The sequence below is a fragment of the Streptomyces sp. NPDC093085 genome (assembly GCF_040683935.1).
Lineage (GTDB): Bacteria > Actinomycetota > Actinomycetes > Streptomycetales > Streptomycetaceae > Streptomyces.
The window spans coordinates 138468-164826 of sequence record NZ_JBFBFB010000001.1; the positions used below are offsets into that span (position 1 = coordinate 138468).

Annotated in this window: 26 protein-coding genes and 3 pseudogenes; 17 read left to right on the forward strand and 12 right to left on the reverse strand. The window is 68.5% G+C overall.

Features of this window, described 5'->3' with window-relative positions; translation table 11 throughout:
• Positions 1 to 13: 13 nt before the first annotated feature.
• From AB0O07_RS00560 to AB0O07_RS00570, 3 genes are all read left to right on the forward strand, one after another.
• A complete protein-coding gene (locus AB0O07_RS00560) occupies positions 14 to 1045 on the forward strand; it encodes a hypothetical protein (protein WP_365624593.1) in 1032 nt (343 codons plus the stop codon).
• On the forward strand, positions 1036 to 1683 hold the full coding sequence (locus AB0O07_RS00565) for a hypothetical protein (RefSeq protein WP_365624596.1): 648 nt from the start codon (positions 1036 to 1038) through the stop codon (positions 1681 to 1683). Before AB0O07_RS00560 ends, AB0O07_RS00565 begins: the two co-directional genes overlap by 10 nt.
• 421 nt (positions 1684 to 2104) lie before the next feature.
• Positions 2105 to 2980, forward strand: a complete 876-nt coding sequence (locus tag AB0O07_RS00570) for a hypothetical protein (protein WP_365624599.1) — start codon at positions 2105 to 2107, stop codon at positions 2978 to 2980.
• A gap of 375 nt (positions 2981 to 3355) precedes the next feature.
• Here AB0O07_RS00570 and AB0O07_RS00575 read toward each other — a convergent pair whose 3' ends face one another.
• Entirely contained in the window at positions 3356 to 3877 is a 522-nt protein-coding gene (locus tag AB0O07_RS00575) for a GNAT family protein (protein ID WP_365624602.1), read from the reverse strand.
• A gap of 37 nt (positions 3878 to 3914) precedes the next feature.
• Here AB0O07_RS00575 and AB0O07_RS00580 point away from each other — a divergent pair.
• The 3 genes and pseudogenes from AB0O07_RS00580 to AB0O07_RS00590 all read left to right on the forward strand — a co-directional run.
• Positions 3915 to 5177 (forward strand): annotated as a pseudogene (locus tag AB0O07_RS00580) (transposase); the annotation flags it as partial.
• 370 nt (positions 5178 to 5547) lie between these two features.
• The gene (locus tag AB0O07_RS00585) at positions 5548 to 5994 is read left to right on the forward strand and encodes a hypothetical protein (protein ID WP_365624605.1); all 447 of its coding nucleotides are present in this window, start codon (positions 5548 to 5550) and stop codon (positions 5992 to 5994) included.
• 48 nt (positions 5995 to 6042) lie between these two features.
• Positions 6043 to 6952, forward strand: a pseudogene (locus tag AB0O07_RS00590) (IS5 family transposase).
• Here the strand turns inward: AB0O07_RS00590 and AB0O07_RS00595 are convergent.
• The 9 genes and pseudogenes from AB0O07_RS00595 to AB0O07_RS00635 all read right to left on the reverse strand — a co-directional run bounded on the left by AB0O07_RS00595 (position 6949) and on the right by AB0O07_RS00635 (position 13122).
• A complete protein-coding gene (locus AB0O07_RS00595; RefSeq protein WP_365624608.1) occupies positions 6949 to 7584 on the reverse strand; it encodes a hypothetical protein in 636 nt (211 codons plus the stop codon). The pseudogene AB0O07_RS00590 and the gene AB0O07_RS00595 sit on opposite strands and share 4 nt — an antisense overlap.
• Positions 7585 to 7978: 394 nt before the next feature.
• A complete protein-coding gene (locus AB0O07_RS00600) occupies positions 7979 to 8281 on the reverse strand; it encodes a transposase family protein (RefSeq protein ID WP_365627831.1) in 303 nt (100 codons plus the stop codon).
• Positions 8194 to 8814, reverse strand: coding sequence for a hypothetical protein (locus AB0O07_RS00605; protein ID WP_365624611.1), 621 nt, complete (start codon positions 8812 to 8814; stop codon positions 8194 to 8196). The genes AB0O07_RS00600 and AB0O07_RS00605 overlap by 88 nt, the downstream gene beginning before the upstream one ends.
• Positions 8815 to 8886: 72 nt before the next feature.
• Positions 8887 to 9129 (reverse strand): hypothetical protein, encoded by a 243-nt coding sequence (locus tag AB0O07_RS00610; protein ID WP_365627834.1) that lies wholly within the window; start codon positions 9127 to 9129, stop codon positions 8887 to 8889.
• Positions 9129 to 9341, reverse strand: a complete 213-nt coding sequence (locus tag AB0O07_RS00615; RefSeq protein ID WP_365624614.1) for a hypothetical protein — start codon at positions 9339 to 9341, stop codon at positions 9129 to 9131. The genes AB0O07_RS00610 and AB0O07_RS00615 overlap by 1 nt, the downstream gene beginning before the upstream one ends.
• Before the next feature lie 63 nt (positions 9342 to 9404).
• Positions 9405 to 9890, reverse strand: coding sequence for a hypothetical protein (locus AB0O07_RS00620; RefSeq protein WP_365624617.1), 486 nt, complete (start codon positions 9888 to 9890; stop codon positions 9405 to 9407).
• Between the two features lie 591 nt (positions 9891 to 10481).
• Positions 10482 to 11756 (reverse strand): hypothetical protein, encoded by a 1275-nt coding sequence (locus AB0O07_RS00625; RefSeq protein ID WP_365624619.1) that lies wholly within the window; start codon positions 11754 to 11756, stop codon positions 10482 to 10484.
• A 36-nt stretch (positions 11757 to 11792) separates the two neighbouring features.
• Complete coding sequence (locus tag AB0O07_RS00630; RefSeq protein ID WP_365624622.1) at positions 11793 to 12143, reverse strand: hypothetical protein; 351 nt, start codon at positions 12141 to 12143, stop codon at positions 11793 to 11795.
• Positions 12144 to 12425: 282 nt separating this feature from the next.
• Positions 12426 to 13122, reverse strand: a pseudogene (locus tag AB0O07_RS00635) (IS5 family transposase).
• A gap of 577 nt (positions 13123 to 13699) precedes the next feature.
• On the opposite strand from AB0O07_RS00635, the gene AB0O07_RS00640 reads away from it, so the two are divergent.
• The 8 genes from AB0O07_RS00640 (at position 13700) to AB0O07_RS00675 (ending at position 22150) form a co-directional block, all read left to right on the forward strand.
• Positions 13700 to 14956: an aminotransferase class I/II-fold pyridoxal phosphate-dependent enzyme gene (locus tag AB0O07_RS00640; protein WP_365624625.1), complete on the forward strand. Its 1257-nt coding sequence runs from the start codon at positions 13700 to 13702 to the stop codon at positions 14954 to 14956.
• A complete protein-coding gene (locus AB0O07_RS00645; protein ID WP_365624628.1) occupies positions 14956 to 16362 on the forward strand; it encodes an FAD-dependent oxidoreductase in 1407 nt (468 codons plus the stop codon). Before AB0O07_RS00640 ends, AB0O07_RS00645 begins: the two co-directional genes overlap by 1 nt.
• A 94-nt stretch (positions 16363 to 16456) precedes the next feature.
• A complete protein-coding gene (locus AB0O07_RS00650) occupies positions 16457 to 17191 on the forward strand; it encodes an SDR family oxidoreductase (RefSeq protein WP_365624631.1) in 735 nt (244 codons plus the stop codon).
• 72 nt (positions 17192 to 17263) lie between these two features.
• A complete protein-coding gene (locus AB0O07_RS00655; protein ID WP_365624634.1) occupies positions 17264 to 18235 on the forward strand; it encodes a UDP-glucuronic acid decarboxylase family protein in 972 nt (323 codons plus the stop codon).
• The gene (locus AB0O07_RS00660; protein ID WP_365624637.1) at positions 18232 to 19458 is read left to right on the forward strand and encodes a pyridoxal phosphate-dependent aminotransferase; all 1227 of its coding nucleotides are present in this window, start codon (positions 18232 to 18234) and stop codon (positions 19456 to 19458) included. Before AB0O07_RS00655 ends, AB0O07_RS00660 begins: the two co-directional genes overlap by 4 nt.
• A complete protein-coding gene (gene rarD / locus AB0O07_RS00665; protein WP_365624640.1) occupies positions 19455 to 20387 on the forward strand; it encodes an EamA family transporter RarD in 933 nt (310 codons plus the stop codon). Before AB0O07_RS00660 ends, rarD begins: the two co-directional genes overlap by 4 nt.
• Before the next feature lie 121 nt (positions 20388 to 20508).
• On the forward strand, positions 20509 to 21825 hold the full coding sequence (locus AB0O07_RS00670; RefSeq protein WP_365627837.1) for a UDP-glucose/GDP-mannose dehydrogenase family protein: 1317 nt from the start codon (positions 20509 to 20511) through the stop codon (positions 21823 to 21825).
• A gap of 28 nt (positions 21826 to 21853) precedes the next feature.
• Positions 21854 to 22150 (forward strand): YciI family protein, encoded by a 297-nt coding sequence (locus AB0O07_RS00675; RefSeq protein WP_365627841.1) that lies wholly within the window; start codon positions 21854 to 21856, stop codon positions 22148 to 22150.
• A 139-nt stretch (positions 22151 to 22289) separates the two neighbouring features.
• On the opposite strand, the gene AB0O07_RS00680 is transcribed toward AB0O07_RS00675, so the two are convergent.
• Complete coding sequence (locus AB0O07_RS00680) at positions 22290 to 23279, reverse strand: pirin family protein (RefSeq protein WP_365624643.1); 990 nt, start codon at positions 23277 to 23279, stop codon at positions 22290 to 22292.
• A gap of 252 nt (positions 23280 to 23531) precedes the next feature.
• Between AB0O07_RS00680 and AB0O07_RS00685 the strand changes: the two genes are divergently transcribed.
• The gene (locus tag AB0O07_RS00685) at positions 23532 to 24191 is read left to right on the forward strand and encodes a hydrolase (RefSeq protein WP_365624646.1); all 660 of its coding nucleotides are present in this window, start codon (positions 23532 to 23534) and stop codon (positions 24189 to 24191) included.
• Between the two features lie 314 nt (positions 24192 to 24505).
• Positions 24506 to 25345 carry an alpha/beta hydrolase gene (locus AB0O07_RS00690; RefSeq protein ID WP_365624649.1) on the forward strand — a complete coding sequence of 280 codons (840 nt, stop codon included), beginning with the start codon at positions 24506 to 24508 and terminating at the stop codon, positions 25343 to 25345.
• Between the two features lie 52 nt (positions 25346 to 25397).
• On the opposite strand, the gene AB0O07_RS00695 is transcribed toward AB0O07_RS00690, so the two are convergent.
• Complete coding sequence (locus tag AB0O07_RS00695; protein ID WP_365624652.1) at positions 25398 to 25865, reverse strand: MarR family winged helix-turn-helix transcriptional regulator; 468 nt, start codon at positions 25863 to 25865, stop codon at positions 25398 to 25400.
• Between the two features lie 163 nt (positions 25866 to 26028).
• On the opposite strand from AB0O07_RS00695, the gene AB0O07_RS00700 reads away from it, so the two are divergent.
• A complete protein-coding gene (locus tag AB0O07_RS00700) occupies positions 26029 to 26337 on the forward strand; it encodes a GNAT family N-acetyltransferase (protein WP_365624655.1) in 309 nt (102 codons plus the stop codon).
• Positions 26338 to 26359: the final 22 nt, after the last annotated feature.

A 26359-nucleotide genomic window follows, 5' to 3' on the forward strand; every position in this document is an offset into this window, starting at 1 on the left:
TTAGCCTCAGCGGATGATTCCTGAGCCGCCACCGAAGGTCATCACTCGTCTCCGCGACGGGCGGATCCACGCCTACGTCGTGGGCGTCGGCGTCTACGGGACGTTGGAGCCCGCAGCGGTTTTCCAGCCGCGGGATGGCGAGGAGGTCGTAGCGTCGGTGGTCCGGCAGGATGTGGAGCGGGTCGTGTACACCACGCTGAACGGAGTGGTCTGCCTCACGCGCGCCGGCGACCTCATGTGGGCCTCGGACTTCGAACCGCGCTCCGACGTACGCCATGGCCACCGGCCTGGCTGTGCGCTGTCTCTGGACGGCCGGACGGTGTGGGTATACCGGCCGGACGCGATGGCGGGCCGCGGGGGCGGGGACCAGTGGGTCGTGTACGACGCCGACAGCGGTGTGGTTCTCGCCCGCCGCGAGCTGGAGACGGTCGGGCACGGCGCCTTCCACCACGTGCATCCCGTGGACGGCAGCATCTACCTCGACATCGGTGAGGGCCAGGACGGCTCCGTCATTCTCCGGGGCACGGTCGGGGCGGACAGCGAGCCGGAGTTCGTGACGTATCCGTGGCAGGACCGCTGTCTGATCGACCTGGCTCCGTCCGGGCGCCAGTTCATGACCGTGGACCACGGGCAGGCGGACGTCGCCTTCCATGACCACCCCGACGGGGACGTGCTCTTCACCTTCCCTGTCGAAGCCTTCGGGTACGACCCGGAGGAGTCCTTCGTGGAATGGAGCGGCGGCTACCTGAGCGAGGACACGGCCATCGTCACCCTGGGCGGTGAGAGCCAGGGCGAGGAGGAGTGGTTCCGTCACCACCTGGTCGACGTACTCACGGGCACCCTCAGGGGCGAGTTCACCGTTGAGGCGAGCAACCCGTACGAGCTGGTGCCCCTGGGCGACGGTTCCTGGCTCACCGGCGGCCCCGATGACGCCCCCGTCCGTTGGGCCTGCGCTCCGCAGCCGTCGGCACCGCTGCACCCGGCCGCACCGACCTCTCCACGCGAGAGGCGGCAACCGCGACGGCAGACCCCCGAGTGCCGGTGATTCCTCAGGCCCCTGAAGGCTTGAGCCGGCGAGCTCGTTACTTCGTTGAGGGACACGGGCTGCGTGTTCCACACCACGACCTCAAGCTTTTCCGGGAGGCATGGCTCAAGCAAGGGATTCCGGATGCCGAGATCGACCGGGCTGTCGCCTTCCAAGAGCGCTGGGGCGGTCTCGCCCTGCCCCCGGCCCCCGAATACGAGGGCGGCCCGCGCGTTCTGGAAGCCGATGTCCCCGAGGGCTCGGCCGCGAACGGATGGCGGTTCCCGGCTGGCGACTGTCGTGTCTCCATGGCCCACGGGTTCATGATCGGGCCAGGAGGTGAGTTCGGGATCGACGCTGACCACTGGACGCCGCTGCACGCCAGTACAGAGGGATGGGTGGAAGCCCTGGCACTGGCCGGCCACGCGGGCTACTGGGCCAAGACCATCACGAAGATCAAAGGCGAATCCGTCGAGGACCTGAACCTCGACGGATTCGAGCCGGTACCCGAAGTCCAGGGACTCGCTGACACCTGGTGGCGAGGCAAGGACTCGCTCATCGCCATCTACCGCGGCGAGGCCTCAGGCTTCAGCGCCCCCCATCGCCTGAGGGCCCATATCTACGGCGGGCTCGATGCATGGGGCCTGGCCGGCAACTGACTCCCGAAGCCGAGCCCTCGGTCCCGCCGCTGAGCGGTCGGGTTGCCACAGGGGTCACATCGCAGCGCTAAGTCGCAGCTGTGATCAGTTCCGAAGATCGGGCCTTGTCGCCATGCGGGTGGTGATGCTCTGGGTGAGTGAGCGAGGTAGCCAGGGCAAGGATCCGGTCGGGCTCGCCTCGATGAGCTTGTCGCGGGGTACAGCGGGGATGCCGCGTTTCGGGACGAACTCGATCTCACGGATGGCTGGATTTGTCGGTGGAGCTCGACATGGCGGGTGCGTGCCGGTGAAGTCTGCTGGCCGGTCCGCGACATGGCAGCCGTTCCGGCTGGACTTCGGACACAAGAGTCGGTCGTCTTGGCACATCCCGGATTACTTGGCCGTGATCGGTGGCGGGACGTGGCTGATGGACGTACGCCCGATGGGACTGATCAAGGACGAGGACGCGCTGAAGTTCGCGGCGGCCAGGGAGATGGCGGCGGCTTGCGGCCGGCAGTACTCGGTGGTCGCGGGCCGGCGCCCGCATGTCTGGAGCGTCCTCGACCACCTGTCATCGCGTCGTCGGCCGGTGAGGGACCTGCTGGGCATGCTGGACCAGCTGCTCACGATCATCGACGGCCGGGAGGGGCGTGTGATGACGTTCTCCGCGCCGGCGGACGCGATCAGCGTGCCTTCCGTCGGCCGGGCCAACATCGTCCGGCTGCTCCGGCTGCTCCGGCTGCTCCGGCTGTTCCGGCTGTTCCGGCTGCTCCGGCAGTACGACGGCGCCCCCATCACCGGCGACTCACAGCAGGTCCTGGCCCGCGACACGATCTGCCTCCTCGACGTTCCGCCCCACAAAACCGGCACCGCCTTGAGCAAGCCGGTCGACCCGATCCTCGGCCAGGCCATCGACGCCTGGCAGGCCGTCCGCCCGGATCAGCCGAAGTTCACCGACCGCCGCACCGGCGAGCGCGTTGACCTGCGGTTCGCCATCCGGGCCCGCCGCGTCTCCACCCACTACATCAACAACACGATCATCCCGATGCTCTGCCGCAAGGCCGGAGTCCCGGATGCCGATGTCCGCGGGAACATCACCAGCCACCGAGCCCGGTCCACCATCGCCAGCCGGCTCTACAACGCCAAAAAAGATGCTCGCGGCCATCCCGCTGACGGACGACGAACGCGCTGCCGTCGACGACGGGCAAGCCACCCTCGACCAGCTGCTGAGGCGGCTCTCCGACGTCCCCACGCCAGCCGGGCCGACTCCCCGGCAGATCGGCATCCCAGCGCAGGCCACCGTGCTGCCTGTCATTGAGATCAACCAGACGCCGACCGAGTAGTGGCGATCAGCGGCCCAGCATGAAGCGCACCAGGGCAAACCCCGTCAGCCGCCTACACGAGCGTCGCCAGACGTGATCCGTGAGCCTGCCGAACCGCTTCAATCCCGACCAGGAAGGAGGGTTTGAAACCAAAGATCCCCATGTCCACAGCATCTGGGGCTTCCGGTCTGCGGCCCAACCGGCCAGCACATATGCGAAGCGGCAGGATCCTCGGCGGCACTTGACAGCTTGGATTCCACAGAATGATCCGGTTGACATGGCCTTCGACTGCGCCCGAGCTCCAGGGCAGGGTGAGACCGGCGATGACGGCATCGCGGTCGCGATCGATGCCGGCGGCGAGAGTGTGGAGGCTAGGAGCGTGGGTCGGTAATCGCCGTCGTGTCGGTCCAGGCGATCTCGAAGTACCTGACACGTTCGTCTTCTCCGGTCTGCCTCATGCCAGCTGCCATCATGACGTGCTGGGACGCGATGTTGTTGTGGTCGGCGTCGCCTTTCACGCAGGTGATGCCGCGTGCCCGCGCGAACAGCAGTAGTCCGCGGAGGGCTTCGGAGGCGTATCCCTTGCCGCGCGCTGACGGGACGAGGCCGTAGCCGATCGTGACGCTGCCGTTGTCGTCCGCAGGTCCGTGGAAGTCCACGCCGCCGATCGCCTGACCGTCTTCGCGGCGACGGATCTCATAGTTACCGAACGGCTGGGGATCACCGGTGTTCGCGCAGGTGCCCAGGAAGCGCCTGGCGGCGGACACGTCCCCATCGGTGGGATATCCGGGCGCCCATCGGGCACCGCTGTCCGACTCGCCCGCCACCACTCGCTCAGCCTCGCTGACGGTCATCGGATGAAGCACGAGCCGCGCTGTCACAAGATCGTCCATAGCCGGGAGGAGTATCACGCGGGGCGACCAGGCCGCACGTGGATACCCGCCCTACGACCCCAGGCTGACGCTGCGCCTGCTGATCTACGGCTACACCAACGGGGTGCGCTCATCCCGGGCGATCGAGCGCAAGTGCGCCGACGACATCGCGTTCCGGTTCCTGGCCGCTGACCGGGCCCCGGACTTCCGCTTCCATATCCCGGTTCCGCCGCCACCTGGACGCCCTCGCCGACCTGTTCACCCAGTACCTGCACCTGGCGACCATGCTCGGCATGGTCAAGATGGGCCGCGTCGCCCTGGACGGCACGAAGCTGGAGGCGAGCGCCTCCAGGCACAAGGCGATGAGCTACGGCCGCCTGGTCGACAAGGAGGAGCGGATCGAGGCCGAGATCGCCGTCCTGGAGGCCAAGGCCGCAGCCCTGCTGGCCGACGCCGAGGCCACCGACACCACCGAGGACCACAGATTCGGCATCGATGGCAAGGACAGCGACCTGCCCGCCGAGCTAGACCGGCGTGAGAAGCGCCTGGCCAGGCTGCAGACCGCCCGCGCACAGATCGGGGCCGAAGCAGGCGACAAGGCCCGCCGCCACGCCGAGGACAAGGAACACCGCCGACAGGAACGTGCCGACACCAGCGACGAGCAGGCCGTCACCGACGCCGGACACAAGGCCGTCGCCAAGGCCCGCCCCAAGCCCAAGGCCCAGGCCAGCTTCACCGACCCCGACTCGCGGATCATGAAGAACAGCGACGGCGCCTACATTCAGGCCTGCAACGCCCAAGCCGTCGTGGACGAGCAACACCAGGTCATCACCGCCGCCGACGTGACAACGAACCCCTCGGACGCACTGAACTACGCCACGATGCTCGACCTGTCCGCCCAGAACATCGGTGTCCACCCCAAACAGGCGCTGGTCGACGCCGGCTACTGCTTCGAGACCAATCTCGTGGCGGCAAAGGAACGCCAACTGGCCTGCGGCACCAACACGTTCATGGCCACCGGCCGACTCTCCCACGACGAACAGGTCCCACCCGCACCACGCGGACGCACCCCGGCGAGCGCCACGCTGAAGGAACGCATGGCCCGCAAACTGCGGACCAAGCCCGGCAAGGCCGCCTACCGCCGCCGAACATCGTCGAACCCGTCTTCGGACAGATCATGACCTGCCAGAACGGCCGCCAGCTTCTCCTACGCGGCGAAGACGGCGCCCGCAGCAAGTGGCGCCTGCTCGCCACCTGTCACAACCTTCGCAAGATCTTCAGACACGTCGGAACCGCCGGACTCGCCGCCCTGGCTGGCTGACCAGCCGGTCCTCTCCAGACACAGCCCGAGCCCTAGCGGCCGGACGCCTGACGGGCAGGACCCGCCCGAGCCTCACAGATACCGATGGGACGACCGCGGCCGATCCATCGATCACGGCCAGCAGGCCCGCTCACTCGTTACCGAGACACGTTCCTAGGGCGTGTCTGGTAAAGGTTGAGCGTTCTGGCCGGAACCCTGGTCCTGTGTCGTGTTTTCAGTTGCTCTCGACCGAGCCCGTCCGCGACCGCAGACGGCGACCCCATCGGGACGGGGCGATGCGACGGTGGTCGGGAATGGCCGCGCCGTATAATCGCGGTGGGGGCGAAGCACCAGGTCGAGATTCCGGCACTGGTGTGAGGGAGGGTTCAGGATGTTCGGTTGGAAGAAGAAGCTCACCGATCTGAACGATCTGATGGCTCAGCTCAGGCCCGACCTGAGTCGGGAATCGCTCGGCGTCGGGCCCGACTTCCCGGGCGTCGCCCCGAACCCGCTCCTGAGCAGTGATGCACGGAAGCGCAATGCGGAACTGCGTACGGGGGCGCTTGCGCTCGGCGTGCTCGTCGACTGGCGGGAGGTCAACGGCAATCCACGGGTAATCCTGATGTTCGACGTGGAGACCGCCGGCGGCATCTCGTTCCGCGGTATCGCGGACGAAGACCTCACGATCACCGAGCTCACCCGACTCGCCCCAGGACAGACGTTGCCCGTGCGCTACCGGCCGGCCGTCATGGACCACTACGTCGCCCTTGCCCGGGACGCGGACCCCGCCCATGTGCAGCAGCTCTCTGACGAGATCGCGAGCCGCAAGCGGACCTGACCCGAAGCCATCGGCCGGATCTCTAGGACCTGTCTGATAATTGATCTTGTGGTGGGTCTTGGTGAGCTGACGGATTCGGCGTGGGAGCGGATAGCGCCGCTGCTGCCAGGTGTTGACGGGCGAGGGCGTCCGTGGCGGGATCACCGGCAGGTGATCAACGGGGTGTTGTGGCGGTTGCGGACCGGTGCGCCGTGGCGTGACCTGCCGGAACGCTATGGGCCGTGGCAGACGGTCTATGAGCGGTTCGCCCGCTGGGAGGCGGACGGCACCTGGGCCCGCCTGCTCGAACAGGTCCAGGTCCGGGACGACTCTGTCGGAACCGTGGAGTGGACGGTTTCGGTCGACTCCACGATCAACCGAGCCCACCAGCACGCCGCCGGAACCCGCAAAAAGGGCGGCGGCAGGGGACGAACTGGAAGATCCGGCATGCGCGACGGCTGGCCAGGCGCTCGGCCGGTCCCGCGGAGGGCTGACCACGAAGGTCCATCTCGCCTGCGATGGCCGCGGCCTGCCCCTGGCCGTCGTCGTCACGCCCGGCAACGTCAGCGATTGCACCGTGTTTGATGAGGCCATGGACGGCGTGAAGGTGCCCCGGACCGGGGCCGGACGGCCCCGCCGCAGGCCCGACGCGGTCATCGCGGACAAGGCTTACTCGTCCCGGGCGATTCGCCGGTCTCTGCGGCGCAGGGGTATCCGGGCGGTGATCCCGGAGCGGGCGGATCAGATGGCCAACCGTGTGCGGCGCGGTCAGGCCGGCGGCAGGCCGCCGGCCTTCGACTGAGAGCTTTACAAGGCCCGCAACGTGGTCGAACGCTGCTTCAACCGCCTCAAGCAGTTCCGTGCGATCGCCACCCGCTTCGACAAACTGGCCACCCGCTACAAGGCCGGACTTCACCTTGCGGCACTCATCCTCTGGCTCCGCGAACCCGCCCAAGATCGTTTGTCTGACAGTGTCTAGGCAGGTCGTCTTGCCGGACGGCGGCGAGCCAGTCCGGGAGACGCTCGCCTCGGCTCTGGGTCAGCATGACCGCGAAGGCGCGGACGTGCCGGGTGAGCGCGTCGATCTCGGGGCAGTGGGGGGCGCACGGTTGTGAGCAGCATTTGTTCGGTATCGGGAAGGGTGTCCGGGCGTCGGAGAATCCATCCGGCGACCGTTCGGGGCGCGAGCGGACGGGCGACTACCGGTTGCGGGGAGGTGCGCTTCTTGTGCAGGTAGGCGCGGACGCGCTGGTAGCTGCCCTTGTAGCCGGGCGGCACGATCTCCTTCCACAGCTTCAGCGCGTTGGTGCAGCCCTCGTTCCAGCGCTCGTCCAAGTAGGGCTTGTAGTCGTCGAGGACCGACGGCCGGTTCTGCCACTGCCCGGTGGAAAGCTCCTCCGGCCTCGCGACGTCGGCGAACTGCTTGACGGCCCGCGAGGTCATTCCGAGCTGACGCTGGACCGAGCGACGGCTGTGCCAGGCCTTCAGCAGTACGTGGACGTCGGCGTGCCGGGCCCTGGTGCGGTCGGCGAAACGATGCCCGCTCGGCCATGGCGAGCCAGAGGGATCTTCCTCAGTCTCAGGCTCCGGGTCGGGTTCGGTGGCGGCCATGACCAGGGCGTGGAGGCAGTTGCGGTGCTGAGCAACAGCCCGCTCGGCGGCCGCGCTCCCGTTGTGCCAGAGATGCCACCGGTCCGCGGCCTGGACCGCCTGAGGAGCGCCGATGGTGGCGCCTTCGGCGAAGAACGGAGCCGGTCTCGGCAGATGACCTCGACGCCCGGTCGTTCGGTGGGCCGGGCCGCCAGACTGGACGCTTCCCGGTCGGGCAACAGGTCGATGTGGCCGCGGGTTTCGATATCGATGAGGACGGTGCCGTAGTGGCGGCCCTTGCGGGGCGCGTACTGAGCTTCCGCCAACCTGAAGTAGCAGGTCAAAGGGCTGGTGTGACCGACTCTTGCGGTACTTACGCTTGTCACGGGCGTCTGTCTGAGCCGTAGATCGTTCGTCAGCGTTTGATTTCGAGGTTCGTCAGGACGAGCAGAGCGCGCAGAAGACGGGTGGCGCGGGCGGTATCGGTGCGGAGTTTGGTAGGGATCCGCCAGTTCTTGAGATGGGCGAAGCCGTGCTCGACCGGTGCCCGTCCGACGGCGAGAACGCGATTGGCTTCCTTCTGCCCTCGAGTGAGCTTATGGGTGCGGGTAGCGATGTAGCCGGTAGCGATCACGGGGTCGAGGATGTCGTTGTCCAGACCGAGGAAGCCGAGATCGGCCAGGGCCCCGAGGCCGGCGGCTCGTAGGTGGGCCAGGATGTGGCCGTGGCGGGCGGCGGTGTTGTCGTGGGTGCGGCCGGGCCGGGCGGCAGATATATCCGGATTAGGCGGCCCTTCTCGTCGGTCAGGGCGAGGAAGTGCAGGCCGTGGCTGTGGTGCTTGCCGGAGTAGTTCCGTCGGTCGGCCTTGCCTGTGCGGCGCTGGGCGCGGATGAAGGTGCCGTCGATCAGGACTACCTCCCCGCCCTTCTTGTCGACCTTCTCCAGGGCCCGGTCCAGGCGCGGTGCCTGGGCGGCGAGCAGTCCGATCAGCTCGTCGCGCCAGCGGCGGACGGTTGACTCGGACACGTTGTTGCCGCCGGCCATGTCGGCCAGGCGCTGGTCGTGGCGCAGTACGGCCAGAAATATCACCACGATCTTCCCCGGTGGCAGGATCCGCCATCGGGACCGGATCACCTTCAGATGGCGTCGCAGTAGATCGGCGAGGTGGTTGACGGTGCGCGTGGACAGCGCCAGACGGCACCGGTAAGCAAGCGGGCAGCTGTCCTCGACGCGCTCTTCGGTATTTGTCACACAACTCCAACGGCCCCCGAGGGAAACCCGGTTACGCCCGCTTCGAGCCGCTTCGAGTAGTGGTACTGCTGGTCACAGGCGGGTGGTGAACCGGCCGTCGGGCAGTTTGCGGAGCCAGCCGCGATCGACGAGTTTGATCAGCTTGCTGCGTAGCGGTTCAAGCTCGGCCTTCACGCTGATGTCTACCCCCACCACCTCGCCGACCTCGCGGGCCATGACCGGTCCGGCGGCCTGCCGCACGGCGGCGGTGATGCGCTGGTAGTCCCACGGCAGGGCGTCCTCCTCCACGCCCGGCTCGCGGTACGGGATCAGCATCACCGTCCGCCGCCCACCTGCCCCGGTGTCGGCCGGGCTGAGGAACGCTCCTCGGCGAGCTGCCCGGTCATCCGTTCAAGGACGCGTTCGGCCACTGCGAGTTCGTCCCGCTCTGCCCGCACCTCCACCAGCCGTTTGGCCAGCTGTTCTTCGATTTCGTCCAGCTCCGCGCGCCGCGCGGTGATCCGTTCCAGTAACTCGGGATCCGGCATGCACCGGATCGTAGAGGGTCATCCGGCCCCAGCAGGTGGGAGTCGGTTGTACGAGGATGTCAATCAGCGGGCCGGGAGGGAAGCCAGAGAGAGGTCCCACTGGTCGGCCGCGTGAAGCAGCGCTGCGGCGTTCAACCTGACCTCCACGACGTACTGGTAGATGTCAGCCCCGTCCTCACCCTGCTGCCACGGAGGTGCTGCCTCCAGGGACAGATGAATGCGAATCACCGCGGTCCCACCTTCGATTCGATTGGCGAGACTGAAAGCCACGACCGGCTCGATGAACAACGTATCCGGCGACAGTTCACCTTCGGCATCAGGTTCGGTGACGTCCACCGTCCCCGCGGCCACCGCGCGCAGCCACGCGGACACCTGGCGGGCCTCATCGGTGAGCAGACACGGATCGGCGAAGGACCAGCTCCCCTCAGGAGTAATCACCGTGCCGTCAATAATCAGCCAGTTGTCGTCATACGAGTCGCCCCGAACGGTGGCGAACTGATATCGCACTGGGCAGAGGTCGACACTGCTGGAGAGATCGTTCAGGAGCACTGGACCAGGATGTCATGCGCTGGCCAGCACGGCGGACTGCGCTTCCCAGCCCAGGTGCACGGACCGGAGCGCTGCCCCGGACTTCGTTTCGGAGACAATCCCGACCTCTGGCAGACGATCTTTTCGATGGGCTCCCGCCCACGAGCAGCGTGAACACCGCATGAGTCGGTCACACCAGCCCTTTGACCTGCTACTTCAGGTTTGCGGAAGCTCACTCGTCGACACCGACCACCTGCGGTGCGACCACTTCGGGCTCGGGAAGCGCGTCGCCCAGCCGAAGAACTGCGCTGCGGCTGACGGAAACGCCGAGAGCACCGGCGATGCGGGCCCCGGCCCGGCCAGCGAGGGGGCAGGCCGACCGATGCAAGGGTCGAGCGCAACCGTTCGGTCCGCCGGCTGTGCCGGCGCGTCAAGCCCGGTATCTGCTCGACGAAGGTCCGGCGTGCGCAGCCCGGGTTTCCGCAGGTGAACCGCCGGACCCTCAACTGGTGCCACAGACCGGGCACGCGGCGCCGTCGGCGGTGCATTGCGCGTAAACGCGCACTATCGCGATGTTCACAACGCCTTCAGCCGGAGCAGGACCTCTTCCACTCAGGCCAATGTGGTGCAGAGCATGCGTTCATAGGCACAGCTGGTACGTGTGTCCATCCGGTGGTGCAGCAGAGCGGCGGCTTCGTCGCACCTGCCGTCGGCGGTGAGCGCGCGGGCGAGGGTGTCCTCCACAATCTCCGATTCGATACCTGTCAGGCCAAGAAGCCAGATGCGGTCGCGCAGGCTGGTCAGGAGCTCGGCGGCTCGCGCGGGACTTCCTCGCAGCAACAAGGCGAGAGCGTCGGCGATCGGGGCAAGTACCTCGGTGAATCCGGACTGGGCCTGCCCGCGCGCCTGGCGGGCGAGCAGGCCCAGCCCATCGGCGTCGCCGGCGGCCGCCAGAGCCAGGGCGATGTGGAAGGCGTTCCATACCGTCGCCATGGCCCGCCTCTCGTCCTTCAGAAGTGCTCGCCCTGCCTCTGCGTCGATGGCGCGGGTGGTCTCCTCACCGACCAGCAGCAGCCGCCAGTTCAATGAACTGACAGCTGCGACGTCTCGCGCGAGGAGTTCGTCGGCCGTCCGGCGCCTGGCCTCCTCGGTGTCTCCGGCTGCCAGGGCATGCAGGGCGGCGTGCCACTGGAAGTGACGCTTGCGAGGGGTGCGGGGATGTGTGGTGAGCCAGTTGTCGATCCAGGCCAGACCGGCTGTAGCGGCACCGGTGTCGTAGTGGACGTGCATGAGGACGTGCGCCGCGGACGCGCAGCGGGGCTCGATCGCGAGGGCGCGCAGGGCTAGAGAGGCGGCTTCGTCACAGCGGTGCTGTTCCGCGCGCAGGAAGGCCAGCGCGGACATCCACGGCCAACTGTCGTTGTGAGCCACGGCGGCCTGACGTTCGATCTGGGCAGCGATCCAGACACGCTGTTCAGGTTCGGTGCGGGTCAGCAGCGTGCTGTAGAGCAGGCGCGAGGTAAGCGGGTCCGCGGGATACAGCGCAAGGTGCAGGACCAACTGGTTCGCCATCTCGCTGGTGCGGCGTAGGTGTCGCAGGTGCAGAATACGGATGAGGCTGCTTTCCCTGCCGCTGGCACCTCGGCCGTCGTGGAATGCCCGCCGCAGCCCAGCGTCGCTCTGTCCGCCGTGCGGATCCGACGCGTGGTCACGTGCGACAGTTGCGGCCAGGGCCCGGGCCACACCCAACTGCGGGGCGTGTTCTACGAGTGCCTGCGCCATGTCCGCCGCGTCCGGATCCTCCCGAAGCCTGGCTTCCACGGCCTCGTTCCATAGCTCAACCCCCCCGGCGTCGGTACTGACGTCGAAGCCCCACCGGTCCTTCACTTGAGCGCCTCCGCACCTCTGACGTGCCCTGCGTCCTCAGCTGCCGCCGCAGCCGCCGCAGCCGCAGCACACCATGCCGACGTTTCCGCATTCGTTGCGTCCTCCGTCGGTCGGCAGTTGCAGCGCGCTGCCGCCCAGCAAACCCGAACCGTGCACCGTCCTGTCCGTGCTGTACGAGCCGTTCGACGAGATCACGCACGTGTTGCCCGAGGCTGGACTGGCAATCGTGGCCACCGCCGGAACCGGCACATGGAGCAAATGCTTCACCGGCAGGGGCGAACTCACCGGAAGAGGCAGCGGAAGCGCATGTGCCTCCGCCGCTTGCGCCACACCGGCGAGAAGGATCCCTCCCGACAGGAACACCACCTGGCGTCCAGATACAGCCATCGCGCACCTCTGATCGTTATGAGCAACACCACCCCTCCCAACGACTCACCGCACCAGTCGACACGGCAACCGGGCACCGTGATATCGGCATGTACCGGGCATGAGAACACCACGCCTCGTACAAGACCTCCTCCAGTCGCGTGCACTGCGGCGGCTCGTATGAACGAGTCGGAGTGGCGCCGGGCACGTACCCGGTGGGCTGCACGCGCCCGGTGGGCTGCACGCGCCCGGTACTGGGGCATGTGGGCTGTCATTGCGGCAGGGGCAGCCTTCGACGTCGTCTCATTTGGTGAGCCTGCGGTAGCAGATGAGAGTGCAGGCGGTGCTGGTGAAGGCCAGGAAGTGCTCGGCTTTGCGCTCGTAGCGGCGGTGCAGCCGGCGGCATCCGGCGAGCCAGAAACATGGTGCGTTCCATGGTCCAGCGGTGGCGGCCCAGTCAGGTCGAGGACTCAATGCCTCTGCGGGCGATGCGGAGCTTGGCGGGCCGTCGACGGCGAGGTCCGCGGCGGGAGAGGGTGGGCGGGATGCCGCGTACGAGCGGTTGGAGGGCCTGGCTGTCGTGCGGGTTCGCGCCGGAGATGCCGACAGAAAGGGGCGGTCCGGTCCGCTCGGCGATCAAGTGGATCTTCGAGCTGTACTTGCCCCGGTCCACAGGATTCGGACCCGTCAGTTCCCCCTTTTCAGGGCGCGCATGTTCACCGAGTCGGTCGCACAGCGGGACCGGTCCAGTTCACCACGGGAGCCGAGTTCGTCGAGTACCTGGCGGTGGAGCTTCGCTCACACCCGGGCCGTTGACCACTCGGAGCAGCGCCGGTGGGCCGTAGCTCCCGACGGCCCAAACGTGGCGGACGGCAACTGCTGCCACGTGCAGCCCGACGTCGCCACGGACACGATCGCAGCCGACACTTCGGTCACCGTGTCGGCGCCGGCCACCGCCTTGAGGCCGGATCGGAGCCTCCGGCACCACTCGCTGGAACAGGTACCGGCCCCGGCCGGGGGCTGAGGGATTGTGTGCGGTAAATGCCGAATTTACTGCGCTGTAACCTCTGCGGTGGTCCGGTGGCAGCAATGAGATCTGGCCAGTGCCGGATAGCGCCACGGGGTGGTACGCGGGGGTTTACATCCGGGGCGGCCAAAAAACCGGGGGAAGAGGGTGGGCGTGAACAGGCCATACCTCGGAGCTTTGTTGCCCCATGACTTGGGTCGCTGTTAGCTTTTGATTAAGCGCTACAGGGAGGGGCGTGGGGGGAGTACTGCGTCGATGGGTGAGTCGCGCGTTTTTTGCTGACGACTTCCGTTCGGCGTGGCTTGGATTTTGCGACGGTTCCTGAACGCCGTCGATCTGCCTATTTTTTCATCTATGTCTACCGACGCCGCGGGTTTTCGGTGTGATCATGCTTTCCCGAATTCCGCGGATACTCATCTGCCCCGGATCCGGGGCCTACCGGAGTGTCAACTCCCGGGCCTACGCATGTCCCGCGTTCCGCCAGAGCGTGCGATGTGCCGGTGCCGCTTCTCGTCTCGCCCAATAGCATCCGACTGTTATCGAGGTCGATATGACAGCACCTTCCCGACCGACCCGGCTCAGGAACACCCCCTTTGTCATCAAGGAGTCGTCCGCTCAGTACGAGCGCGCGGTCGGCAGTAATCTGATGCAGGTCAGTATTGTCGGACGTAAAGGCAAGAGCGTATTCCTCCCGGACGGCCGGGACGTGGTCGAGTTCGTGAACTGCTCCTATCTGGGACTCGACCTCCACCCCCGGGTCATCGCGGCCTCGAAGGCGGTGGAGGAGGAGTGGGGAATGAATTTCTGCTGCGCCCGTTCGCGCTTCTCCTTCGAGGGGCAGCGACTGCTCGAAGAGGAGTTGTCGGAGCTGTACAAGGGGCGCGCCATCACGTTTCCCTCGACGACCGCCGCGCATATCTCCCTGATGCCGCTACTTGCCAGCGGGGTGCTTTTCGAGGAGGGCGTGACGCGGAAGGCATGCCTGATCTTCGATCAGTTCGCCCACTCGTCCATGCAGTATCTGAAGCCGGTGCTGGCCGCCGAGGCGACGGTCGAGTCGGTCCCGCACAATGCGCTGGACGACCTCAGGCGGCAGGTGACGGCGGCGCGGGCGCGGGGGGAGACCCCGGTGTACGTGGCCGACGGCATCTACTCGATGGGCGGGCTCTGCCCCGCCCGCGAACTCCTGGACATGGCGGAGGAACTGGACTTCTTCCTCTACGTCGATGATGCGCACGGCATCGGCATCTTCGGCGAGCGGGGGGAGGGGCAGCTCCTCAGCCAGACCGGGGGCGAAGTTCCCGACCGGGTCATCCTGACCTACTCGCTCTCGAAGGGGTTCGGTGCCTACGGCGGCGGCCTCCTCGTCCAGGGCGAGTGGCGGGAGCGGCTCATCCGCTCCTACGGCCAGATCTACGCGTTCTCCGCGGCGCAGACCTTCCAGGCGGTCTACGCATGCCGGGCCGTGGTCGATCTGCATCACGAGGGGGCGATCGCCCCGCTCCAGCGGACCCTGCGCGAGCGGGTGGCGCTCTTCGACGAACTCATGGGGCGGACGCTGCCGTTCAGCCCCATCCGGATGGTTCCGATCGGGGACGAGGAGAACGCCATCAAGGCCGGTGAGGAGCTGCTCGACACGGGCTACTTCGCCTCCGTCGTCTTCTTCCCCATCGTCCGGCGGAAGTCCGCGCAACTCAGGCTGTGCATCGCGGCCAACCACACGGAGGAACACATCCGAGGGGTGGCCGCGGCGCTGAAGGACGTACAGGCGAAGTACGCGACCGTCGCACTCCCGGAGGGTGAGTGATGAAGCGCAAGGAATTACATGTGGTCGTCGGCGCGGGGATCGCCGGCTGCCTCGCCGCGATCACCCGCAGCCGCGCGGGTTACGAGGTCGTCGTCCTGGAGGAGCAGCGGGCGCGCTCCGAGGGCACGTACCCCGTGTGCACCCGGACCAGCAACATCGTCAGTGAGAACCACAGCGGAGCCGAGTACCCCTTCGACCCGCAGAGCGCACGGGACTGCCTGGACGGCCGTATCGAGAACGAACGGTTCTTTCCCGAGCTGATCTACGGCGGCAAGACCTACAGCCGCATCATCGCCTCCCGGAGCATGATGGACGACGGCCACGACATCGTCGGCCAGTGCCGCGCCAATATGGACGTCATCCGCTCGCACTACGCCCAGCGGTGCGAGGAGGACCCGGTGAACGCCGTCTTCGGCGAGCCGTCGGTGATCTGCCGCGAGGTCCCGTCCGTCGAGGGGGTCAATGATGTGGCGGCCGGCTTCCTCACCCCCCAGCGGGGGATGAATCCGGTGCTCGTGTCCACCGTGCTCGACTGGGAACTGCGGCAGTGCGGGGTCGACTTCCGCGAGGGCAGCACCGTGGGATCGGTGAGCCGCCGCGCCGACGGCCGGTACGAGGTGGTCTACACGACGGCCGACGGGACCGCCCACACGCTCGTCGCCGACCAGGTCAGCCTCTGCGGCGCGACGTACGCCTTCGGGATGGCCAAGCGGCTCAACCCGGAGATCGCGTTCCCGCGGCTCTTCATGGCCCTGCGGGAGATCCTCTACGTCGACCTCCCCGACGGCACGGACAAGAACTTCACCTGCCTGAAGCTGGAGGACTCCTACGGCGGCATGCTCAGCCCGCTCAACGAGCGCGTCGCGATGATCTACCACCCGCCGGCCGCGCATGTGATGAACATCGTGATGGACCCGGACTCCTGCGCCTCCCCGCCCGAGTACGCGCGCTATCTGGCCGAGGGACACCCGGAGATGCGGGAGCGCGCCGAGCGTACGGTGAACCGGCTGCGGGAGTTCTATCCGGAGCTGCGCAGGTCGAAGATCCTGGGGATCTACCTCAAGGTCGCCATCAACACGGTCTCGGACTCGCGGATGCGGCGGAACATCGGCGTCTTCGGGGTCCACCCCGGCGCCACCATGACCGTACTGCCCAAGTGGACGATGTGCGCGGTCAACGCCAAGAAGGAACTGGCGCTGGCCCTGGAGCACTCGCGGACCTCGGGCAATGTGACACCGGACGAGAGCCGGGAGATCTTGGCCGGCGCGACGCGCACCTGCTGGGAGACGGTGCCCGACTGGGCCCGGAAGCCGGAGTCGCTGACCGCTCAGGCGACGAAGCACGCGGTCAACATGGGCGTTCCCGAGGAACTCGCCCTGAGATTCGGGGATGTCACCCACCTCTAGGCCCTGTCGCCCCAGCAGTGGACGCCTGGCAGCGGACGCCGCCCACCCCGTGTACGAGAACGGGCCGTGACCCTTGTGGAATGGATGACCATATATGCCGAAGAAGAACATTGTGATCACGGGTGCCGGAATGGGCATCGGGGCGGCGACCGCACGGCGGCTGGCCCCCGGAAACCGGCTCATTCTCCAGTACCACACGTCGAAGTCGGAAGCCCTCGCCCTCCAGGAAGAGCTCGCGCCGGCAGCCGCCGGGGTCGAGGTCGTCGAGGCCGACCTGACCTCGGACGCGGGCTGTACGGCGCTGTTCGAGGAGATCGGCCAGCACACCGACACCCTGGACGTCCTGGTCAACAACGCGGGCGGAATGATCGAACGGCAGTCGGTGGAGGGTCTGGCCTGGGACCACCTCGCCGCCACGTTCGCGCTGAACACGTTCTCCGCGATGCGGCTGACCGGCCTCTGCACCCCGCTGCTGCGCAAGGGCAGCCACCCCTGTGTCATCAACATGACCTCGATCGCCATGCGCCACGGGGCGCCGACCGCGACCGCCTACGGGGCCTCCAAGGCGGCCCTGGACGCCTTCACCCGGGGCGCCGCCAATGAACTGGCCCCGCATATCCGGGTCAACGCGGTGGCGCCCGGAATCATCGACACCCGCTTCCACGAGCGCGTCACCTCCGCGGAGAAGATGAAGCAGTTCATCGAGAACACCCCGCTGAAGCGGACCGGCACCGTGGAGGATGTCGCCCGCACCGTCGAGTACCTGATCGACAGCGCCTTCGTCACCGGAGAAACGATCGACTGCAACGGCGGCCTCTCCATGCGGTAGCCGTACCGCCCGCGGCGATCGATGTCACTCCACCGCCCCGTCACTTCCTTGCGTGGTGAAAGGTCAACCCCCATGCGCAAACGCGTTCTTGTCACGGGTGGGGCCGGCTTCATCGGGTCACACCTCTGCGAACGGCTTCTCGCCGACGGCCACGAGGTCGTCTGCATGGACAATCTCTTCACCGGGCGGCGGCGCAACATCGGCCACCTGCTGGAGCACCCCCATTTCGAGTTCGCGCGGCACGACGTCGCCGAACCCTTCCATATCGAGATCGACGAGATCCACCACCTCGCCTGTCCGGCATCGCCCGTGCATTACCAGCGGAACCCGGTGCGCACCATCAGAACCTGTGTGCAAGGCACCCTGAACACCCTGGAGCTGGCGCGCGAGACCGGCGCCCGGATATTCATCGCCTCCACCTCCGAGGTGTACGGCGACCCCGAGGTGCACCCCCAGCAGGAGGGGTACTGGGGACACGTCAACCCCATCGGCATCCGGGCCTGCTACGACGAGGGAAAGCGCTGCGCGGAGGCGCTCGCGGTGAGCTTCGCCCGGCAGTACGGCGTGGAGGTCCGGCTCGGGCGGATCTTCAACACCTACGGGCCGCGCATGCACGAGAACGACGGACGGGTGGTGTCCAACTTCACCGTGCAGGCGCTGCGCGGCGAGCCCCTCACCCTCTACGGCGACGGCAGCCAGACCCGGTCCTTCTGCTACGTCGACGACCTCGTCGAGGCCATCGTCCGCCTCATGGCCACCGACACCGGACCCGAGCCGGTCAACCTGGGCAACCCGCAGGAGACGACCGTCGAGCGCATCGCCCGCGAGATCAAGCGGCTCACCGGCTCGTCGTCGCGGGTGGCCCGCCACCCGCTCCCCGAGGACGATCCGACCCGCCGCCGCCCCGACATATCCCGGGCCGGCGCCCTGCTCGGCTGGGAGCCGAAGATCGACCTGGAGGAGGGGCTGCGCCGTACCATCGCCCACTTCGCCGGCGTGTCCGTCGCCGAACCCCTCGCCGTACAGCAGGGGACCGCCCGATGACACGACGAGACCACCCCACGACGACGAACTTCGTCGCGGACCGGGTGCGCGGCCTGGCCCAGTCCGACATCCGCCGGATGAGCCGGGCGAGCGACCGCGCCGGGGCCATCAACCTCGGCCAGGGGATCTGCGACCTGCCGACCCCTCCGGCCGTCGCCGGCGCGGCCAAGGCGGCCATCGACCGCAACGACAGCATCTACACCTATCCCGAGGGCCACCTCGCCCTGCGCCGGGCCATCGCGGAGAAGGTGGCGCGCGACAACGGCCTCCAGGCCAGGCCCGACGGCGAGATCGTGGTCACGGTGGGCGCGACCGGCGGGTACGCCGCAGCCGTCAACGCACTCCTCAACCCCGGCGACGGCATCCTGATCATGGAGCCGTACTACGGCTACCACGTCAACGGCGCGCTGATCGCCGGGCTCGAACCGCACTTCCTCACCCTGGCGCCACCGGAGTTCACCCTCACCGAGCAGGCGCTGCGGGCGGCGCTGCGCCCCAACACCCGCGCCATCGTGGTGTGCACCCCGTCGAACCCCAGCGGCAAGATGTTCTCCCGGGCCGAACTGGAGGCGGTCGCGAGGGTCGCCCACGACCGGGACCTGCTCGTCATCAGCGACGAGATCTACGAGTACATACGCTACGACGGCCGGCCGCACCTCTCGCCCGCCGCGGTGGCCGGCCTGTGGCCCCGCTCGGTCACCATCATGGGGCTGTCGAAGACCTTCAGCATCACCGGCTGGCGGCTCGGGTACACGGTGGCGCCCGAACCGCTCTCCCAGGCGATCGCCCTGGTCAACGACTTGTACTACGTATGCGCCCCCAACCCCCTGCAACACGGCGTGCTGGCCGGCTTCGCACTGCCGCCCACGTACTTCTCCCGGATGGCCTCGGACTACCAGCGCAAACGGGACAGGCTCTGCCGCGTGCTGACCGAGGCCGGGATGTCACCCATCGTCCCGGACGGGGCGTACTACGTCCTCGCCGATGTCACCGAGTGGGGTTTCGCCACCGCCCAGGAGGCGGCGACCGTGCTCCTGGAGGAGGGCGGTGTGGCATCGGTGCCGGGCAGCGCCTTCTACCGGGGCGGCACCGGCGAAGGGCTGCTGCGGTTCTGCTTCGCCAAGGAGGACGACGTCCTTGAAGAGGCAGGCCGGCGGATCAGCCGCTTCCGCCCCCGAGGCGCCCTCGCGACAGTGAGAGGGAACGGTCGGACAGCTCCATGAACACCTCACGCCAAGGCATCCTGTTCGGGGTCGCCGCCTACACCCTCTGGGGCCTGTTCCCGCTCTACTTCCGGCTGCTGGAGAGCTCCAGCGCACTGGAGATCCTTCTCCACCGGCTGTTGTGGACCCTGCCGCTCTGCCTGCTGATCACCAGGGTCTCCGGGGCCGTGCGCGAACTGCGCGCCCTGCTCCGCGACCGGCGGCGCGTGGCGACCCTGGCGGGAGCGGCCTGTGTGCTCGCGGTGAACTCCGGCTGCTACGTCTACGCCGTCAACTCCGGCCATGTCATCGAGGCGTCGCTGGGGTACTTCATCAACCCCCTGGTCACGGTGGCGTTCGCGGTGCTCGTCCTGCGCGAGCGGCTGCGCCCCCTCCAGTGGGCGGCGGTCTCCCTGGGGGTGGTGTCCGTGGCCGTCCTCACGGTCGACTACGGCCGGCTGCCATGGATCGCGCTGGTCCTGGCCGGCTCGTTCGCCCTCTACGGGCTGATCAAGAAGCAGGTGGGCGGGGAGGTCGGGGCGCTCGCGGGACTGACCACCGAGTCGCTCACCCTCGGCCCGGTGGCCGCGGCCGGTCTGGCCGTCTACGTGGCCACCGGGCACGGGACGTTCACCGACGACGCGCCGTGGCACCCGGTGCTGCTCGCCGTGGGCGGGGTGACCGTCGCTGCGCCGCTTCTGCTGTTCGCGGCCTCCGCCCGGCGGATCCCCCTCACCACGATCGGGCTGCTCCAGTACCTCACCCCGGTGCTGCAACTGCTGATCGGTGTCCTGCTGTTCCACGAGGCGATGCCCGCCTCACGGTGGAGCGGATTCGTGCTGATCTGGATCGCCTTGGGACTGCTGAGCGCGGACGGGCTGCGCAGGCGCTCCGCGGAGAAAACGGCCGCCGCCGCCGAGCCCGTCGCGACGGAGCGGCAGGCCGGCTGACGCGCCGGGACCCACCCCGAACAGCGAGACGATGCCGAGGAGTTCTGCCATGAGGAACGCGACCGACTCCGGCGCCCCGGCGCCGGAGATACCACCCGAACCCGCCGAGCGCCGTATCTCCGTGATCGGCACCGGATATCTCGGGGCCACCCACGCGGTCTGCATGGCCGCGCTCGGGTTCCGGACCCTGGGCATGGACGTGGACACCGAGAAGGTCAGGGCCCTGTCGGCGGGACGGCTCCCGTTCTACGAACCCGGGCTCGAAACGCTTCTGCGCGAACAGCTCGCCTCGGGGCGGTTACGGTTCACCACCTCGTACGAGGAGGTGGCCGGCTTCGCCGAGGTGCACTTCTCCTGCGTGGGCACCCCGCAGCGCGCCGACGGGCCGGGCGCCGAACTGGCCCACGTGGACGCGGTCGTGGAAGGAATCGGCCCGCATCTGCGACGCCCGTGTCTGCTGGTGGGCAAGTCCACCGTGCCGGTCGGCACGGCCGAACGGCTGGCCTCCCGGCTCGCGGAGCTGGCACCGGTGGGCTGGGACGCCGAAGTGGCCTGGAACCCGGAGTTCCTGCGCGAGGGCTTCGCGGTGCGGGACACCCTGCGGCCGGACCGGCTGGTCCTCGGTGTCGCGTCGGACCGGGCCGAGCGGCTGCTGCGCGAGGTCTACGCGCCGCTGCTCGATCCGCGGGACGGCTCCGGACCGGTGCCTCTGGTCGTCACCGACCTGGCCACCGCGGAGCTGGTCAAGGTCGCCGCCAACTCGTTCCTGGCGACGAAGATCTCGTTCATCAACGCCATGGCCGAGGTGTGCGAGGTGGCCGGGGCGGATGTGGCCCTGCTGGCGGAGGCGCTCTCGTACGACCCGAGGATCGGCGGCCGGTTCCTGCGCCCCGGGGTCGGCTTCGGCGGGGGCTGCCTGCCGAAGGACATCCGCGCTTTCCTGGCGCGCGCCGAGGAACTGGGCGTCGGCCCGGCCGTGGGCTTCCTGCGCGAAGTGGACGAGGTCAATCTGCGGCAGCGCGCAGCGGTGGCCGGCCTGGCCAGGGAACTCGTCGGCGGGGCCTTCCGGGGGCGGCGGATCGCCGTGCTCGGCGCGGCCTTCAAACCCGACTCCGACGACATCCGCGACTCGCCGGCGCTCGCGGTGGCCGACCGGGTCCAGCGCGAGGGCGCCGAGGTGACCGTCTACGACCCCAAGGCGACGGACAACGCGCGCAAGGCGTTCCCGGCGCTGGCCTTCGCCGACTCGGTCGGCAAGGCGGCCCACCGGGCCGACGCGGTGCTGCACCTCACCGAGTGGCCGGAGTTCCGGGACATCGACCCCGGCGAGCTGAGCGGCGCGGTGGCGCACCGGCGGATCGTCGACGGCCGCAACGCCCTGGACGCGGCCCGGTGGCGTGCCGCCGGCTGGAACTTCCGCGCACTCGGCCGCCCGTGACCACCCGACAGGAGGCACCGTGCACTTCATGGTCACGGGGTACGACGGCACCGACCCCGGTGCGCGGGACCGGCGGCTCGCGGTCCGCGAACGCCATCTGGAGCTGGGAGCGAAACTCACCGCCGAGGGGCGGATGCTCCACGGCTCGGCGATCGTCGACGACGACGGCGGGATGATCGGCTCCGTGCTGATCCTCGACTACCCGTCACGTGCCGAACTCGACGCGTGGCTGGCCGTCGAACCGTATGTCGTCGCCGGCGTATGGCGCCGCGTCGACATCGTCCGCGTGCGGGTCGGCGAAGCCTTCCTCCCCGGCCACACGTGACACGTGACACGTGACACGTGACACGTGCCGCGTGCCGCGTATCGGCCGGCGCGGTGCCCCGGCCTTCCACGGCGCGGGCGGGACACCGCGCCGACGAGCCTCGCGAGTCCGCCGTACGAGCCGATGCCGGGGCCCGCTGTCAGTGCGACGGGGGGTTCCGGCGCGGCGCGATGACGGCGTTCGGCAGGGCCGGTGCGGGGAGGCGGCCGCCGGGGAAGTCCTCGATGACGCCGAAGCGGTCGGAGGAGGCCTCCCACTCCGCGCGGGCTCTCACGATGTCCTCGTGGCCGCGGCCGATGAAGTTCCACCACATGACGATCTCCTCCCCGAACGGAGGCCCGCCGAGGAGGAGGGCCCGCGCCGGGGCGTCGGTCTCGTTCACCGTCGTCAGGGTGTCCGCCCCGGGAGGGACATAGCCGAGTTCGGCGGGGCGCAGCACGGTGCCGAGCAGACGGATGTCCCCGCTGTCCACGAGGAGGCCGTGCTCGAAGGCCGGGTCCACGGTGAGCGTGAGCGTCGCGCGGGGTTCGATGACGATCTCGGCGCCGAGCAGCGGTGTGAAGGTACGGACCGGGGAGGTCCGGCCGGCGAGCGAGCCCAGGAAGACCCTGAGCCCGGCCCCCTCCACCCGGGTGCGTTCGGGCACGTGGTGCTGGAAGTCCCGGGCGGTGTCGCGGTGTTCCTCGGGCAGCGCGACCCAGAGCTGGACACCGTGGAGGACGGTGGTGTCCGGGGTGGAGACCTCCGAGTGGGCGATGCCGTATCCGCCCGTCATGAGGTTCAGCTCGCCGGGCCGGACCAGGGTGTGGGTGCCGAGGGTGTCGCGGTGCTCGATCTCGCCGCTGAACAGCCAGCTCGCCGTCTGTAGCCCGGTGTGCGGATGCGGGGGCACGTTCATGCCGCCCGAAGCGGCGACCTGGTGCGGGCCGTAGTGATCGGCGAAACACCAGGCGCCGATGAGTGTGCGCGCCCGCTGGGGCAGTGTCCGTCGTACCCGCATGGCGCGGGGGCCGCCCAGGGGGACCTCGCGTGCGGACAGGACATCGACCCGGGGCGCGTCGGCCGGCCGGCCGCCCTCGGCGAGTGCGCCGCAGCGCAGCGCCGAGGCATCGGTTTCCACGTTGCTCACCGAGAGCACCTTCCGCTCGATCTGGTTGTTACGTCAACCATAACGTCACGGCGGTGGCGGGTCGACGACGGCCGGCCGGGGGTGTGTCCGGGGTGCGACCCGGTGCGAACGGGCCTGCTTCGAGCCTTAGTTGACGCGTCAAGTATCGGTCCTTAATGTAGATGACACGTCATCCACTTGGGCGGTCGCGAACCGTTCATGACGTGATGGCAGCCGGTTTCAGCGTGGATACGCACATCTGGAGAGGACCGTATGAGCAGCGAAGCCAAGTCCGGACTTCAGGCACTGCTGACGCCCGAGGAGAGCGTCGTCGCCCTGATCGACCACCAGCCGTTCCAGTTCGCCAACTTGAACAGCCACGAGCCCACGATGGTCCTGAACAACACGATCGCCCTCGCCAAGATCGCCAAGGCGTTCGACGTGCCGACCATCCTGACGACCGTCCTGGAGGAGCGCGGCGGCTACCTCGTCAAGGGGGTGCAGGACGTGTTCCCGGAGCAGAAGCCGATCGACCGTACGCTCATCAACACCTGGGAGGACGAGCGCGTCGTCGACGCCGTCAAGGCGACCGGCCGCAAGAAGCTGATCATCGCCGGTCTCTGGACGGAGGTCTGTGTCGCGATGCCGGCGATACAGGCGGCGGGTGAGGGCTTCGAGGTCTTCGTCGTCACCGACGCTTCGGGCGGCGGCTCGGCGGAATCCCACGACATGGCGGTGCGGCGCATGGCCCAGGCGGGCGTGGTGCCGATCACCTGGATGGCCGTGGCCAGCGAGTGGCAGCGCGACTGGGCCCGCGAGAAGACCATCGCGGGCGTCACCGACGTTCTGCTGGAGCACGGGGGCGCGACCGGCGTCGCCTTCGGCTGGGAGACGCAGTTGCTCGCCACGGGGCGTGGCGGAAGCGCCGCCTGACGCCGCCGGGGAACCGGAGCCGGCCTGTCCGGGGACGCCGCCGGAATCCCCCCTCCGGGGAGATCGCCTTTTCCCGTACGGAAGCACGCGTGGCCGGGTGACGGGGGGCGATCGCGGCCGCCGGGTCGGGGCGTCGCCATGGTGCGGCGCCCCGTCCCGTACGGCCGGCCCGGGGCGCCGTAGGCCCGGGGCGCGAGGGCAGGGGCGCACCGGACGCCGCGAAGGCAGGCGGCACGCTCGACCGCCGGCTCACCGGCCGGCGGATACATCGTTTCACCGGCAGACGCGTCTGCCCGCTCGGAAAGGAAGAGCGGATGGGGTACGTCACCGTCGGCGGCGAGAACAGCACGCCGACCGAGCTTTACTACGAGGACCAGGGTGCGGGGCAGCCGCTTGTGCTGATCCATGGGTATCCGCTGAACGGTCACAGCTGGGAGCGTCAGACGCGGGAGCTGCTGGCCGCCGGATACCGCGTCATCACCTACGACCGCCGCGGCTTCGGCAGGTCGTCCAAGGCGGGGTCCGGATACGACTACGACACGTTCGCCGCCGATCTGCACACGCTGCTGGAGACGCTCGATCTGCGCGACGTGGTTCTCGTGGGCTTTTCGATGGGAACCGGCGAAATAGCCCGTTACGTCTCGCGGTTCGGGCACGAGAGGGTCGCCAAGCTCGCCTTCCTGGCCGCGCTGGAGCCCTTCCTCGTCGCCCGTGACGACAACCCCGAGGGCGTGCCGCGGGCGGTGTTCGACGGAATAGAGGCGGCGGCCAGGAGCGACCGGTACTCCTGGTACACGCAATTCTTCTCGGACTTCTACAACCTTGACGAGAACCTGGGCAGCCGCATCAGCCAGGAGGCGGTGACCGCGGCCTGGAACGTGGCGACATCGAGCGCCCCCGTGGCGGCCTACGCGGTCGTTCCCGCCTGGATCGAGGACTTCCGCGCCGATGTGGAGGCGGTGCGCGACAGCGGTAAGCCGGCCCTGATCCTGCACGGGACGGCCGACCGGATCCTGCCCGTCGACGCCACCGCCCGCCGCTTCGTCCGTGACCTGCCCAAGGCGCGGTACGTGGAGATCGAGGGCGCCCCGCACGGGCTGCTCTGGACCCACGCCGACGAGGTCAACGCGGCCCTGCGCGCCTTCCTCGGCTAGAACGCCGCACGCCGGCTTCCTGACGGCGGGCGTGCCGCTGTGGGGCCCGGTGTCAGTCCGGCTGCTTCTCCATGTGCTCCAGGACGCGCTGGAGGATCCCGGCGAGCGTGCCGAGCTGATCCGGGGTCAGGGCGTCGATGAACAGCCGGCGGACATGCTCGACGTGCTGGGGCGCGGCCTCCTCGATCGCCCGGCGGCCGGCCGGGGTGGCGACGACGAACGCCCCGCGCCCGTCCTCGGGACACTCCTCCTTGGCCACGAGCCCGCGCTTCGCCATCCGCGTGACCTGGTGGGACATCCGGCTCTTCTCCCACTCCACGAGGTGGGCCAGATCCAGGAGGCGCATCCTCTCGTCGCCTCTCTCCGTGAGGCTCACGAGCACGATGTAGTCGGAGGCGGACAGGCCGGCATCGGCCTGGATGTGCCGGGACAGCCGCCCGATGAGCGTCTCCTGCATGCGGATGAAGCTGTCCCAGGCGGCCTTCTCCTCCGGATTGAGCCAGCGTGGCGGTGCGTCCATGGCGGCAGTTTAACGAAGTTGTTGACAGCTCATCTACTCGCGGGAACGACGAGGCTGCCCCCGCCGCGCATTAAGTTGATGTGTCAACATGATGTGGTTAGGCTGAAATCCGGCCGACGGGATTCCGTCGAGCCGTGCGGGGCCAGGCCCAGAAGGAGGACACATGACGGTCGAAGTGAGCGACGTTCCCGAGGCGAAGCGCTACGAGGCCCGCGTCGATGGCGCGTCCCAGGTGGCGGGCGTCGCGGAGTACATCCGTACGACGGAACTCATCGCGTTCGTGCACACCGAGGTCGGCGCGGAGCACGAGGGCGGGGGAGTAGGTTCCGCGCTGGCCCGCACCGCCCTCGACGAGGCCCGCGCCGCGCGTCTGCGGGTACTGGCCACCTGCCCCTTCTTCGCGGGCTGGATCGACCGGCACCCCGAGTACCAGGACCTGCTGTACCAGTCCCGCAGCAAGGTCAGTGACTGAGAGGCCGAGCGCGGCTCGGGGG